At 71.4% G+C, this 11,305-nt stretch carries 14 protein-coding genes; 12 read left to right on the top strand and 2 right to left on the bottom strand.

The window, feature by feature from the left end; translation table 11 throughout:
- The 5 genes from ribH to AB3M81_RS09780 are packed head-to-tail and all read left to right on the top strand — an operon-like array spanning position 1 to position 2,499.
- Entirely contained in the window at positions 1-480 is a 480-nt protein-coding gene (ribH, locus tag AB3M81_RS09800) for a 6,7-dimethyl-8-ribityllumazine synthase (RefSeq protein ID WP_412903724.1), read from the top strand.
- A 10-nt stretch (positions 481-490) separates the two neighbouring features.
- A complete protein-coding gene (locus AB3M81_RS09795) occupies positions 491-754 on the top strand; it encodes a phosphoribosyl-ATP diphosphatase (protein ID WP_412903723.1) in 264 nt (87 codons plus the stop codon).
- Positions 755-761: 7 nt separating this feature from the next.
- Complete coding sequence (gene hisG / locus AB3M81_RS09790; RefSeq protein ID WP_412903722.1) at positions 762-1,607, top strand: ATP phosphoribosyltransferase; 846 nt, start codon at positions 762-764, stop codon at positions 1,605-1,607.
- 5 nt (positions 1,608-1,612) lie between these two features.
- A complete protein-coding gene (locus AB3M81_RS09785) occupies positions 1,613-2,026 on the top strand; it encodes a PH domain-containing protein (protein ID WP_412903721.1) in 414 nt (137 codons plus the stop codon).
- The gene (locus AB3M81_RS09780; RefSeq protein WP_412903720.1) at positions 2,023-2,499 is read left to right on the top strand and encodes an SseB family protein; all 477 of its coding nucleotides are present in this window, start codon (positions 2,023-2,025) and stop codon (positions 2,497-2,499) included. The genes AB3M81_RS09785 and AB3M81_RS09780 overlap by 4 nt, the downstream gene beginning before the upstream one ends.
- A gap of 1 nt (position 2,500) precedes the next feature.
- Here AB3M81_RS09780 and AB3M81_RS09775 read toward each other — a convergent pair whose 3' ends face one another.
- Complete coding sequence (locus tag AB3M81_RS09775; protein ID WP_412903719.1) at positions 2,501-3,490, bottom strand: GNAT family N-acetyltransferase; 990 nt, start codon at positions 3,488-3,490, stop codon at positions 2,501-2,503.
- A gap of 51 nt (positions 3,491-3,541) precedes the next feature.
- Positions 3,542-4,258 (bottom strand): AIM24 family protein, encoded by a 717-nt coding sequence (locus tag AB3M81_RS09770; RefSeq protein ID WP_412903718.1) that lies wholly within the window; start codon positions 4,256-4,258, stop codon positions 3,542-3,544.
- A 53-nt stretch (positions 4,259-4,311) separates the two neighbouring features.
- Between AB3M81_RS09770 and infC the strand changes: the two genes are divergently transcribed.
- Genes infC through pheT form a run of 7 tightly spaced genes read left to right on the top strand, consistent with a single transcriptional unit; the run spans position 4,312 to position 11,295 of the window.
- Positions 4,312-5,178 carry a translation initiation factor IF-3 gene (gene infC / locus AB3M81_RS09765; RefSeq protein ID WP_412903717.1) on the top strand — a complete coding sequence of 289 codons (867 nt, stop codon included), beginning with the start codon at positions 4,312-4,314 and terminating at the stop codon, positions 5,176-5,178.
- A 2-nt stretch (positions 5,179-5,180) separates the two neighbouring features.
- Positions 5,181-5,375, top strand: a complete 195-nt coding sequence (gene rpmI, locus AB3M81_RS09760; protein ID WP_412903716.1) for a 50S ribosomal protein L35 — start codon at positions 5,181-5,183, stop codon at positions 5,373-5,375.
- Positions 5,376-5,417: 42 nt separating this feature from the next.
- Complete coding sequence (gene rplT, locus AB3M81_RS09755; protein ID WP_412903715.1) at positions 5,418-5,810, top strand: 50S ribosomal protein L20; 393 nt, start codon at positions 5,418-5,420, stop codon at positions 5,808-5,810.
- Positions 5,811-5,869: 59 nt separating this feature from the next.
- Complete coding sequence (locus AB3M81_RS09750) at positions 5,870-6,619, top strand: TrmH family RNA methyltransferase (protein ID WP_412903714.1); 750 nt, start codon at positions 5,870-5,872, stop codon at positions 6,617-6,619.
- Between the two features lie 10 nt (positions 6,620-6,629).
- Complete coding sequence (locus AB3M81_RS09745) at positions 6,630-7,667, top strand: sensor histidine kinase (RefSeq protein WP_412903713.1); 1,038 nt, start codon at positions 6,630-6,632, stop codon at positions 7,665-7,667.
- Positions 7,668-7,688: 21 nt separating this feature from the next.
- Entirely contained in the window at positions 7,689-8,792 is a 1,104-nt protein-coding gene (gene pheS, locus AB3M81_RS09740) for a phenylalanine--tRNA ligase subunit alpha (protein WP_412903712.1), read from the top strand.
- Between the two features lies 1 nt (position 8,793).
- Complete coding sequence (gene pheT, locus AB3M81_RS09735; RefSeq protein ID WP_412903711.1) at positions 8,794-11,295, top strand: phenylalanine--tRNA ligase subunit beta; 2,502 nt, start codon at positions 8,794-8,796, stop codon at positions 11,293-11,295.
- Positions 11,296-11,305: the final 10 nt, after the last annotated feature.

Genomic DNA, 11,305 nt, shown 5'->3' with positions numbered 1-11,305 from the left:
ATGGCCGGACACGGAGCCCCGGAGCTGAGCGTCGACGCCTCCGGCGCACGCGTCGCGATCGTCGCCAGCAGCTGGCACACCGAGGTCATGGACGGCCTCATCGCCGGCGCCGAGCGCGCCCTCAAGGCCGCCGGCGTCACCGAGCCCACGCTCATCCGCGCCGCGGGCTCGTTCGAGCTGCCGCTGGTCTCGCAGGCGTGCGCGCAGGCGGGCTACGACGTCGTGGTGGCCCTCGGCGTCATCATCCGCGGCGGCACGCCGCACTTCGAGTACGTCTCCGCCGCCGCGACCGACGGCCTGTCGCGCGTCGCGCTCGACACCGGCGTCCCGGTCGGCTTCGGACTGCTCACGTGCGACGACGACGAGCAGGCCCTGGACCGTGCCGGACTGCCCGGATCGCGCGAGGACAAGGGCCGCGAGGCGGCCGAGGCCGCCCTCTCCACGTGGGTGACCCTCCGGGACCTCACGGCCCGCCGATAGGATCGACCCGATGAAGACGTTCGAAGGCCTGTTCGCGGAGCTCTCCGAGAAGGCCGCCTCCCGCCCCGAGGGCTCCCGCACGGTCGCGGAGCTCGACGGTGGCGTGCACGCGATCGGCAAGAAGCTCGTGGAGGAGGCCGCCGAGTCGTGGATGGCCGCCGAGCATGAGGGACCTGCGCGTGCGGCCGAGGAGCTCAGCCAGCTGCTGTACCACGCGCAGGTGATGATGATCGCCGCTGGCATCTCCCTCGATGACGTCTACTCACACCTCTAGGAATCCCATGCTCAAGGTCGCCGTCCCCAACAAGGGGGCCCTGTCCGAGGCCGCTGCCGAGATGCTGGCCGAGGCCGGCTACCGCCAGCGCCGCAACGCCAAGGACCTCGTCTGCGTCGACGCCGACAACGACGTCGAGTTCTTCTACCTGCGCCCGCGCGACATTGCCATCTACGTCGGCGAGGGCACGCTCGACGCCGGCATCACCGGCCGTGACCTGCTGCTCGACTCCGGCGCCAAGGCCGACGAGTCGATGCGGCTCGGCTTCGCCGGCTCCACGTTCCGGTTCGCGGCTCCCGCCGGCGCCATGACGGGCGAGTCCCAGCTGGCCGGCGGCCGCATCGCCACGTCCTACCCGGGCATCGTCCGCGCCCACCTCGAGCGACTCGGCATCGACGCCGAGGTCGTGCGCCTCGACGGCGCCGTCGAGACCTCGATCCGCCTCGGCGTGGCCGACGCCATCGCGGACGTCGTCGAGACCGGCACGACGCTGCGCCAGGCCGGGCTCGAGGTCTTCGGCGACCCGATCCTGGAGTCCGAGGCGCTGCTCATCACGCGCTCGGGCGCCGAGCGCCCGGCCGGCCTGGACGTGTTCCAGCGCCGCCTCGAGAGCGTCATCGTCGCGCGGACCTACGTGATGATGGACTACGACATCCGCGTCGAGAACGTCGAGGCGGCCGTCGCCCTGACGCCCGGCATCGAGTCGCCGACGGTCTCGCCCCTTCATCGCGAGGGCTGGGTCGCGGTGCGGGCGATGGTCCCGCGCGACGCCAGCCAGCGTGTCATGGACGACCTGTTCGCCCTGGGCGGTCGCGGCATCCTCGTGACCGACATCCTGTCGTGCCGGATCTGATCGCGATGAGCGCCCGTCGCACGTTCCGGCCCACCGGCGTCATCGTCGTCATGTGGGCGGTCGTCGCCGTGCTCGTGGTGCTGACGGTCGCCATCGGCACCCGGCTCCCGGAGGACTACCGCTTCACGACGTCGCAGAGCATCACCATCTGGGCGCTCATCGGCGTCGTGGCCGTGCTCGCCGCGGCGGTGTCGACGAGTCGCGTGAGCGCCGACGAGGAGCACCTGACGTTCGTCAACGCGTTCCGCCGGCGCGTCTTCCGGTGGGACGAGGTGCGCAACATCTCGATGCGCGACGGCGCGCCGTGGCCCACGCTCGTGACGCGCGACGACCGCCGGTTCCCGCTGTTCGGCATCCAGGGCAGCGAGGGCGAGTCCGCCCGCAACGCCGTCCGCTGGCTCGCGGGACACGTCGAGTGAGCGACGACAGCTTCGGCGGCGGGCGATCGCTCGCCGAGCCGGCGTTCCCCGACGACGACGGCAGGATCGACCCCACACTCGACCTCGCCGACGAGGCCACGATGCTGGCCACGATCGGGACGGCCCGCGTGTTCGTGCCGGTCGTGGCGGTGCTCGGCGCGCGCGCCACGGACGGCAGCGACAAGAACTCCGACATGGCCGCGGTGCTCATGACGGGCGCCGACGGGCGGACGGCGCTGCTGGCCTTCAGCTCGCTCGAGACGATGAGCCGCTGGAACCCGACCTCACGCCCGGTCCCGGTCTACGGTCGGGACGCCGCACGCGCGGCCCTGGCCGACGGCGCCTCGGCGCTGCTGCTCGACCTCGGGCAGCCGACGTTCCAGGTCGTCGAGACCGAGGACCTCGAGCACGTCGCCGCCGAGCACGTCCTGGTGCGCACCCAGGGCGGCACCGCCTGGGTCGAGCCGGCCTGACTCAGTCCTCGATCGGCGTGACCGTCGTGAGCGGCACGCTGATGTGGATGTTGCCGTCGTGGCGCTCCACCCGCGCCGCGAACCCGGCGCTGCCCACGGTGCGCAGCAGCTTGTCGTTCGAGCCCGCCGTGACGAACGTGAGCCGCTGGGCGCCGAGCGCCTTCGCGCGACCCGCGCCCTGACGCACGAGGAGCGAGCCGACCCCGCGGCCCTGCCAGGCGTCCTCGACGAGCACGTGGAACAGCCACTGGCCGTCGAGCTGCTCGATGACGCCGTGGCCGACGACGTCCAGCCCGGACTGCACGACCAGGGCGACACCGGACTCCGGCATGACGAGGCGCCGGGCTAGCCGCGTCGTCATCGGCATCCGCAGCGGCACCTGGTAGCGGTGGTAGAGCGTCTCGGCGCTGCAGCGCTGGTGCAGGGCGGCCACGGCGTCGATGTCGGCGAGCGTCGCCCGGCGCACCATCGGCAGCGGGTGCAGCGTCGCCGGCTGCAGCAGCGGGACGTCGGCGCCGGCGTCGCTGACGAGGGACAGCAGCGCCTGCGCGCGGGCGCGCTCGATCGGGGTGAACGGGACGGCACGGCTGATGCGCAGGCTGGTGCCGTTGCGCCGCTCGAGGTCGAGCACGTCGTGACCGGCGTAGTCGGCGACGTCCGGGGGAGTGGTGCCGAGCAGCTCGCGCAGCACCTCCTCGATGTCGCGTCCCTCCTCGAGGATGCGGTGCACCCCGACGAGCCACTTGGTCGGCTCGTCCACGACCTCGACCGGATCGGTCCGCGTCACGACGACACCACCACCGCCGGCGTCCTCGAACACGCGCGCCAGCTGCACGTCGGTGAAGCCCTCCGGCGCGGTGACGACGAACTCGTCGATCACGGTCGGGTCGCCGGGGAACACCTGCATGCTCTCGATGTTCACCTCGGCCTTGCCGCACGCCTGTGCGATCTCGGCCAGGATCCCCGGCCGGTCCTCCAGAGTCGTCCGCACGCGCCACATCATGCGGCCAGTGTGGACGCCCGAGATTTCGCGGAGGTTTCCTCAGCTGAACAGGTCGCCGAAGAGTCCGCCGCCGCCCGAGGAGCCGCCGGACGAGCCGCTCACGCCGCTGTCCCACTCGCTCGGCTGGACCACGACGAAGCCGGCGCCGTGGTACCGGTACTGGAAGGCCTCGCCCGACCCGCCGCGCAGCATGGACCTCATGTTCATCGAGCTGACGACCTGGGGCTGCAGGGTCGCCGACCACGCGACGGCGGCGTTGACGTCGACGTGCGTCGGCTGCTGCGTGCAGTCCAGGACGACCGGCTGCCCGACCGCGTGCAGCGCGACGGTCCCGGTGCCCGAGAGCTCCATGTTGAACAGCCCGCCGGCCATCATGTTCGCGCCCCGCAGGCGCTTGATGTCCCACGACAGCGACGCGTCGAACGCGAGCAGGTTGTGGCCGCTCACGCTGAGGGCGTCGCCGTCGAGGTGCACGAGGAAGACGAAGCCGGCGGTGTCGGCGAAGAACACCTCGCCGTTGCCCGAGACGCGCATGAGCGGCACGTCGTCGCCGCTGACGGCCTTCTTCAGCAGGCGCCCCATCGACCCGGCGCTCTCGTGGTGGAACGCGACGTCGCCCTGGTAGGCGACCATCGCCCCCTTCACGGCCAGCACGTCCGCGCCGAGGGACACCCGCAGCATCTGCGGGTTCTGGACGACGAACCGCTCGTCGGTCTGCTTCTCGAGGTTGGCCTGGGCGAAGAGGTCGCTGTGCATGGGCCACAGGGTAGGGGACCCGGATTTCGCCCGGGAAGGAATCGGCTGCTAGCATGGTTGATCGAAGTGGAGGTCACTCCCACCTGCCGGGTTCACGGATCCGGGGGTCACCCGCCGAGGATGTTCTCTCGGCGAGCGCCGCCATGGGCGGTGCATGTGTGAACGGGTGGCTTTCGCTTCGACGGAGGCCACCTTTTTCGTGTCCTCCAAACCCGATCTCAGGAGGATCCATCAGCACTGATCTGCGCGTCAACGAGCGCATTCGCGTACCCGAGGTCCGTCTCGTCGGACCCTCTGGTGAACAGGTCGGCATCGTCCGTATCGAAGATGCCCTGCGTCTGGCCGCCGAGGCCGATCTCGACCTCGTCGAGGTGGCCCCGCAGGCCCGCCCCCCGGTGTGCCGTCTCATGGACTTCGGCAAGTTCAAGTACGAGGCCGCCCAGAAGGCCCGCGAATCTCGTCGCAACCAGACGAACACGATCATCAAGGAGATGAAGCTCCGCCCGAAGATCGACCAGCACGACTACGACACCAAGAAGGGTCACGTCGTGCGGTTCCTGAAGGCGGGCGACAAGGTCAAGATCACGATCATGTTCCGCGGCCGCGAGCAGCACCGACCCGAGCTCGGGTTCCGCCTGCTGCAGAAGCTGGCCGCCGACGTCGAGGATCTCGGCTTCATCGAGTCGAACGCCCGCCAGGACGGTCGCAACATGACGATGGTGCTCGCTCCTCACAAGAAGAAGTCCGAGGCGCAGGCCGAGGTCAAGGCCGCCAAGGCCGAGACCACTGCCGCGCGCCAGGCAGAGCGTGAAGCCGAGGCCCAGGCCGAGAAGGCGCATCGCGAAGAACAGCAGAAGAACCAGACGGAGAAGAAGCCTCGCCGACGCTCCGAGAACCTCGACCCAGACATGGAGGCATAACCGTGCCGAAGTTCAAGCCCCACTCGGGCATGAAGAAGCGCGTCAAGATCACCGGCAAGGGCAAGCTCCGCCGTGAGCAGACCAACCGCCGCCACCTCTTGGAGGTCAAGTCCTCGACCCGGAAGCGCCGCCTCGCCGGCACGGCCGACGTGTCGAAGGCCGACACCAAGCAGGTCAAGAAGCTGCTCGGTCTCTGAGCGCCCACCCCTAGTTTTCGAAGTATCTGAAGGAGTAACACTGTGGCACGCGTCAAGCGTTCGGTGAACGCGCAGAAGAAGCGCCGCGAAGTCCTCGAGCGGGCGTCCGGTTACCGGGGCCAGCGCTCGCGCCTGTACCGCAAGGCCAAGGAGCAGGTCACCCACTCGCTGGTCTACAGCTACAACGACCGCAAGGCCAAGAAGGGCGACTTCCGTCGTCTCTGGATCCAGCGCATCAACGCCGCGGTCCGCGCGCAGGGCATGACGTACAACCGCTTCATCCAGGGCCTCAAGGCCGCCGAGGTCGAGGTCGACCGCAAGATCCTCGCGGATCTGGCCGTCAACGACCCCGCCGCGTTCAACGCCCTCGTCGAGGTCGCCAAGGCGAACCTCCCCGAGGACGTCAACGCGCCCAAGGCCGACACCGTCGCCTGAGCACCAGCTCACCTCCACTCGTGGCGAGCCCCGGCGATCTCACCGTCCGTTCAGGACGCGTGAAGACCGCTCGGCGGCTCGCCACGCGTGCGTTCCGGGTCCGGACCGGCGAGTTCCTCGCCGAAGGACCCCAGGCCGTCCGTGAGGCCCTCGCCGAGCGTGGCGTCGTCATCGAGGTCTTCGCGACCGTCGACGCCACCGACCGGCATCCCGAGCTCGTCGCGCAGGCCGAGACCTGGCACGTCGTCACCGACGACGTCGTCGAGGCGATCGCCGACTCGGTGACGCCGCAGGGGCTCGTGGCGCGCTGCCACTCGGTCCTCACGACCCTCGAGGACGTGCCGGCGGACGCCCGCCTCGTCGTCGTGTGCGCCGAGATCCGCGACCCGGGCAACCTGGGCGCGGTGATCCGCTGCGCGGACGCCGCCGGCGCCGCGGCCGTCGTCGTCGCGGGCGAGAGCGTCGATCCGCTCAATCCCAAGGTCGTCCGCGCCACGGCGGGCTCGCTGTTCCACCTGCCGATCGCCGTCGAGGATGACGTCGAGGCGGTCATCGCCGCCCTGCAGGAGCGAGGCGTGCAGGTGCTGGCCGCCGACGGCGGGGGAGAGACCGGCCTGTTCGACGCCGACCTCGACCTGGCCGCCCCGACCGCGTGGCTCATGGGCAACGAGGCGCACGGCCTGCCCGACGCCTGGGTCGCCCTGGCCGACCGTGGCGTCCACGTGCCGATCCTGGGCCGGGCGGAGAGCCTGAATCTCGCCACGGCGGCCGCCGTCTGTCTCTACGCATCGGCCCGTGAGCAGGGCTAGGCTCGGGGCCGTGCCCTTCGACCAGTTCCCCGACGGCATCGTCGTCGCCGACGCGGACGGTCGTGTCACGTACGTGAACCGCTGGGTGAACTACTGGGCCCGCGCCGAGGGCGACGAGCTCATCGGCATGCACCTCAACGACGCGCTGCCGTTCGACGACCTGAACGGCAACAGCTGGTTCGACTGCGTGCACCCGTACGACGGGCTGAACATCCGCACCCGCATCAGCGAGTCCTCCTGGTACTCGCCGCGCGGCAGCGAGTACCTCATCACCGCCTCGCTCGTGCGCGAGCGCCCTGCGGGCAAGGTCGAGCAGGTCATCGTCAGCATCCGCAACGCTCGCGTGCGCCTGCAGCGCGACCGTGAGAAGTCGGACATGGTCGCCACCGTCGCCCACGAGCTGCGCTCGCCGCTGACCGGCATCAAGGGGTTCAGCGCGACGCTGCTGAGCCGCTGGGAGGCGTTCACCGAGGAGCAGCGCGTCTTCATGCTGCAGACGATCGACGCCGACGCCGACCGGCTGAGCCGCCTCATCACCGAGCTGCTCGACGCCGCGCGCATCGACGCCGGCCGGCTGTCCCTGCGGACCGAGCCCGTGCGCCTCGACCAGCTCACCGAGCGGGTGCTGGCGTCGGTGTTCTCCACGGCCGAGCAGCCCCCGCTGCCGCGGGTCGAGGGCGAGGTCCCGGTCGTGTGGGGCGACGCCGACCGCATCACGCAGGTCTTCACGAATCTCGTGGAGAACGCGATCCGCCACGGCGAGGGACTGCGCGAGGTCGTCGTCTCGCCGCACGAGAACGCCGGCGTCCCCGGCGTCCTGGTCGAGGTCGTCGACAACGGCCCGGGCATCCCCGAGGAGTCGCGGATGCGCATCTTCAGCCGCTTCTGGCGGTCGGGCCCCGGCGCCGGCAGCGGGCTGGGCATGTTCATCGTGCGCGGCGTCGTCGACCAGCACGGCGGCACCATCGCGATCGCCGACGCCGAGGGCCGCGGAGCGTGCATCCGGGTGTGGCTGCCGGTCAACGAGCCGGACACGATGACGTCCTGACCCGCCGATAGACTGCAGGGCGTGTCTGCGCCCAATTCCGACTACGACCCGGTCGAGGTCACGCCGCTGCGTGCCGACGAGGTCGCCCGCATGCGCGACGAGGCCCTCGCGGCCATCGCCGCGGCCGACTCCCTCGACGCGCTGAAGCAGGTCCGCATCGACCACGCGGGCGATCGCTCGCCGCTGGCGCTGGCCAACCGCGAGATCGGCGCCCTGCCGCCCGCGGCCCGCAAGGACGCCGGCCAGCGCGTCGGCCAGGCCCGCGGCGCCGTCAACCAGGCGCTCGCCGCGCGCACCGCCGAGGTCGAGGCCGTCGAGTTCGAGCAGCGCCTCGCCGCCGAGGCCGTCGACGTCACGCTGCCCACCGACCGCGAGCCGGTCGGCGCCCGCCACCCGATCACCACGATCCAGGAGCACGTCGCGGACATCTTCGTCGCGATGGGCTGGGAGGTCGCCGAGGGTCCCGAGGTCGAGGCCGAGTGGCTCAACTTCGACGCGCTCAACCTGGGCCCCGACCACCCGGCCCGCACGATGCAGGACACGTTCTGGCTCTCGCCGGAGTCCGCCGCGATGGTGCTGCGCACGCACACCTCGCCCGTGCAGGCCCGCACGATGCTCACGAACGAGCCCCCGATCTACGTCGTCTGCCCCGGCCGCGTCTACCGCACCGACGAGGCCGACGCGACGCACATGCCGGTCTTCCACCAGGTCGAGGGCCTGGCGATCGACCGCGGACTGTCGATGGCCCACCTGAAGGGCACGCTCGACCACTTCGCCCGCGCGATCTACGGCACCGAGATCACGACGCGCTTCCGCCCGTCGTACTTCCCGTTCACCGAGCCCAGCGCCGAGGTCGACCTGCTCTGCTACGTCTGCCACAACGATCCGGCCGAGGTCTCGTCCTGCCGCACGTGCGGCGGCGAGGGGTGGGTCGAGTGGGGCGGCTGCGGCGTCGTCAACCCGCGCGTCCTCGTGGCCTGCGGCGTGGACCCGGAGGAGTACTCCGGCTTCGCGTTCGGCATGGGCCTCGACCGCACCATCACCAGCCGTTACGACATCGCGGACCTGCGCGACCTGTGGGACGGCGACGTCCGTTTCACCGAGCCCTTCGGAGTTGGTCTCTGACATGCGAGTGCCTGTGGAGTGGCTGCGGTCACTCGTCGAGCTTCCCAGCGGTGTCACCACCGAGCAGCTGGCCGAGCGCCTGACGATGTACGACCTCAAGCTCGAGGAGATCCTCGGCGGCGGCATCAGCGGTCCGCTGACGGTCGGTCGCGTGCTCGCGATCAACCCCGAGGAGCAGAAGAACGGCAAGACGATCAACTGGTGCCGCGTCGACGTCGGCGCACAGAACGAGCCGTCCGTGCCCGACGCGCCCGGCGAGGACGTGCCGTCGCGCGGCATCGTCTGCGGTGCGCACAACTTCGGCGTCGGCGACCTCGTCGTCGTGTCGCTGCCCGGCACGTTCCTGCCGGCGATGGGCTTCGAGATCGGCTCGCGCAAGACGTACGGCCACGTCTCGGACGGCATGATCTGCTCCACGGCCGAGCTGGGCATCCCCGGCGACGCCTCGGGCATCCTCGTCCTCGAGCCGGGCACCGCCGAGCCCGGCGACGACGCGGTCCAGGTCCTGGGCCTGGGCGACCAGACGCTCGACCTCGAGGTCAACCCCGACCGCGCGTACGCGCTCAGCCTGCGCGGCGTCGGCCGCGACGCGGCGCTCGCCTTCGGCGTGCCGTTCAACGACCCGGCCGACATCGCCGTGCCGTCCGCCGAGCAGCCGGCGTACCCCGTCCGGGTCGAGGATCCCGAGGGCTGCCCCGTCTTCACGACGCTCGTCGTCGAGGGCATCGACCCCGAGGCGCAGACGCCGGCGTGGATGGCCAAGCGGATCACGGACGCTGGGATGCGGCCGATCTCGCTGACCGTCGACATCTCCAACTACGTGATGCTCGAGCTGGGCCAGCCCAACCACTGCTACGACCGCGCCAAGATCGACGGCGACATCGTGGTGCGCCGGGCGCGCGAGGGCGAGCGGCTGACGACGCTCGACGGCGTCGACCGCGCGCTCACGCCCGACGACCTGCTCGTCACCGACGCCTCCGGGCCGATCGGCCTCGCCGGCGTCATGGGCGGCGACCACACCGAGATCGACGCCACCACGACCGACGTCGTCGTCGAGGCCGCCTACTGGGACCCGGTGACGATCTTCCGTGCCGTCAAGCGCCACAAGCTGCCCTCGGAGGCCGCCAAGCGCTACGAGCGCGGCGTCGACCCCGAGCTGCCGCTGCGCGGTGCCACGCGCGTCGCCGAGCTGCTCGTCGAGCTGGCCGGCGGCACGCTCGCGCCGGGCGCCACCGTCGTGGGCGAGGCGCCGAAGCGCACCGCCGTGACGTTCCCCGCCGACCTGCCGTCGAAGATCAGCGGCCTGGAGATCACGCCGCAGCAGGCGCAGGACACGTACGAGCGCAACGGCTGCGAGGTCATCGTCAGCGAGGGCGCGTTCACCGTGACGCCGCCGTCGTGGCGCTTCGACCTCAACGACCCGTACGACTTCGTCGAGGAGGCCCTGCGCACCGCCGGCTACGAGAACGTGCCGTCGGTGCTGCCGACGCCCACGGGCGGTCGCGGACTCACGCGCGGCCAGGAGCTGCGCCGCCGGGTCGGCCACGTGCTCGCCGGCGCCGGCCTCGTCGAGGTCACGACGCTGCCGTTCGTCGGACCGGCCGACCTGGACCGCCTCGGCGTGCCGCAGGACGACCCGCGCCGCGACCTCGTCACCCTCGCCAACCCGCTGTCGGCCGAGGAGCCGGCGCTCACGCCCACGCTGCTGATCGGGCTGCTGCGCGCCGCCTCGCTCAACATCGGCCGCGGCCACGACGCCGTCCAGATCAGCGAGATCGGGCGCGTGTTCCGGCCCCGTCCCGGGAACCCGGCCGCGCCGATCCTCGGCGTCGACCGCCGTCCCACCGACGACGAGCTGGCCGCGCTCGACGCCGCGCTGCCCGACCAGCCTCGCCACATCGGCTTCGTGCTGGCGGGCGAGCGCACGCGCTCGGGCTGGGCCGGCGCCGGTCGCCCCGTGGACTGGAGCGATGCGCTGTCGGTCGCCCGCCTCGTCGCGCAGAACCTGCACGTCGACCTCGAGGTCGCCCCCGCGTCGCTCGCGCCGTTCCACCCGGGACGCTGCGCCGAGCTCTACGTGGGGGAGCGGCTCGTCGGCACGGCCGGTGAGCTGCACCCCAAGGTCGCTGAGGCGTACGGGCTGCCCGGCCGCGTCGCGGTGGGCGAGCTGAACCTCGACCTGCTCATCGAGCTGGCCCCGGCGATCGGTCCCAAGCCCGAGTTCTCGGCGTTCCCCGTGGCCAAGGAGGACTTCGCGTTCATCGTCGACGCCGACGTGGCGGCGGGCGACCTGCAGGCCCTCGTGGCGGGCGCGTCGGACCTCATCGAGTCGGCGCGGCTGTTCGACGTCTACACCGGCGACCAGGTGGGGAAGGGCCGCAAGTCCCTCGCCTTCAAGGTCCGCCTGCGGGCTCGGGACCACACGCTCAAGGAGGCCGAGATCAAGGCCGCCCGCGAGCAGATCGTCGCCGCCGCCGCGACACTCGGAGCGGAGCTGCGCTGACCGGCACGGA

Source organism: Aeromicrobium jepli (genome assembly GCF_047246605.1).
GTDB lineage: Bacteria > Actinomycetota > Actinomycetes > Propionibacteriales > Nocardioidaceae > Aeromicrobium.
This window is presented reverse-complemented; position numbering and strand designations above follow the sequence as displayed.

What these genes read in the sequence shown, in the direction of transcription:
- ribH (WP_412903724.1), top strand. Translation starts at nt 1, where the DNA reads ATGGCCGGACACGGAGCCCCGGAGCTGAGCGTCGACGCCTCCGGCGCA.
- AB3M81_RS09795 (WP_412903723.1), top strand. Translation starts at nt 491, where the DNA reads ATGAAGACGTTCGAAGGCCTGTTCGCGGAGCTCTCCGAGAAGGCCGCC.
- hisG (WP_412903722.1), top strand. Translation starts at nt 762, where the DNA reads ATGCTCAAGGTCGCCGTCCCCAACAAGGGGGCCCTGTCCGAGGCCGCT.
- AB3M81_RS09785 (WP_412903721.1), top strand. Translation starts at nt 1,613, where the DNA reads ATGAGCGCCCGTCGCACGTTCCGGCCCACCGGCGTCATCGTCGTCATG.
- AB3M81_RS09770 (WP_412903718.1), bottom strand. Translation starts at nt 4,258, where the DNA reads ATGCACAGCGACCTCTTCGCCCAGGCCAACCTCGAGAAGCAGACCGAC.
- infC (WP_412903717.1), top strand. Translation starts at nt 4,312, where the DNA reads ATGGTTGATCGAAGTGGAGGTCACTCCCACCTGCCGGGTTCACGGATC.
- pheT (WP_412903711.1), top strand. Translation starts at nt 8,794, where the DNA reads ATGCGAGTGCCTGTGGAGTGGCTGCGGTCACTCGTCGAGCTTCCCAGC.